The sequence below is a fragment of the Kineococcus sp. NPDC059986 genome, assembly GCF_040702905.1.
Taxonomy (GTDB): domain Bacteria; phylum Actinomycetota; class Actinomycetes; order Actinomycetales; family Kineococcaceae; genus Kineococcus.
The window spans coordinates 1-1,634 of the sequence record NZ_JBFBND010000069.1 but is presented as its reverse complement, the minus strand read 5'-3'; the positions used below and the strand labels follow the sequence as shown (position 1 = coordinate 1,634).

The 1,634-nt window shown below is 59.0% G+C and carries 1 rRNA gene; it reads right to left on the bottom strand.

The features are described from left to right. Positions 1-294: 294 nt before the first annotated feature. Positions 295-1,634, bottom strand: a 16S ribosomal RNA gene (locus AB0637_RS24740); the annotation flags it as partial.

Below are 1,634 nucleotides of genomic sequence, written 5' to 3'. Positions count from 1 at the left end.
AGAGGTTCAGACACCCACCCCGCAGACTCACGTCCACACGATGAGAAGCCCGGTCCCTCAGGACCCAACAGTGCGCCAGACACCCACCCACCACGACCTCTCCGTTCCACCCAGCAGAGCTGGGGTACTAAGTGAGGCCGCACCAGGCCGTGGTGCCATGTTGATGTTCCACCCTTGAGCACCAGCCGCCGAACATGTGCCGGCAGAAACTGGCCCACCCACACCCCACCACCCAGGCACGAAGACCCGAGTCAGTGTCAGACCATGTCTGCAGGTGTGGTTGATGCTCCTTAGAAAGGAGGTGATCCAGCCGCACCTTCCGGTACGGCTACCTTGTTACGACTTCGTCCCAATCGCCAGTCCCACCTTCGACAGCTCCCCCCCTTACGGGTTGGGCCACCGGCTTCGGGTGTTACCGACTTTCATGACGTGACGGGCGGTGTGTACAAGGCCCGGGAACGTATTCACCGCAGCGTTGCTGATCTGCGATTACTAGCGACTCCGACTTCACGGGGTCGAGTTGCAGACCCCGATCCGAACTGAGACCAGCTTTTTGGGATTCGCTCCACCTCACGGTATCGCAGCCCTCTGTACTGGCCATTGTAGCATGCGTGAAGCCCAAGACATAAGGGGCATGATGATTTGACGTCATCCCCACCTTCCTCCGAGTTGACCCCGGCAGTCTCCCATGAGTCCCCACCACTACGTGCTGGCAACATGGAACGAGGGTTGCGCTCGTTGCGGGACTTAACCCAACATCTCACGACACGAGCTGACGACAACCATGCACCACCTGTACGCGACCAACTAAATGACACCCCATCTCTGGGATTCCACCGCGCATGTCAAGCCTTGGTAAGGTTCTTCGCGTTGCATCGAATTAATCCGCATGCTCCGCCGCTTGTGCGGGCCCCCGTCAATTCCTTTGAGTTTTAGCCTTGCGGCCGTACTCCCCAGGCGGGGCGCTTAATGCGTTAGCTGCGGCACGGAATCCGTGGAATGGACCCCACACCTAGCGCCCAACGTTTACGGCATGGACTACCAGGGTATCTAATCCTGTTCGCTCCCCATGCTTTCGCTCCTCAGCGTCAGTAACTGCCCAGAGACCCGCCTTCGCCACCGGTGTTCCTCCTGATATCTGCGCATTTCACCGCTACACCAGGAATTCCAGTCTCCCCTACAGCACTCAAGTGTGCCCGTACCCACTGCAAGCTCAGAGTTGAGCCCTGAGTTTTCACAGCAGACGCGACACACCGCCTACGAGCTCTTTACGCCCAATAATTCCGGACAACGCTTGCACCCTACGTATTACCGCGGCTGCTGGCACGTAGTTAGCCGGTGCTTCTTCTGCTCCTACCGTCACTTTCGCTTCTTCGGAGCTGAAAGAGGTTTACAACCCGAAGGCCGTCATCCCTCACGCGGCGTCGCTGCATCAGGCTTTCGCCCATTGTGCAATATTCCCCACTGCTGCCTCCCGTAGGAGTCTGGGCCGTGTCTCAGTCCCAGTGTGGCCGGTCGCCCTCTCAGGCCGGCTACCCGTCGTCGCCTTGGTGAGCCTTCACCTCACCAACAAGCTGATAGGCCGCGAGCCCATCCCCAGCCGAAAAACTTTCCACCCACAACAGATGCCTGTG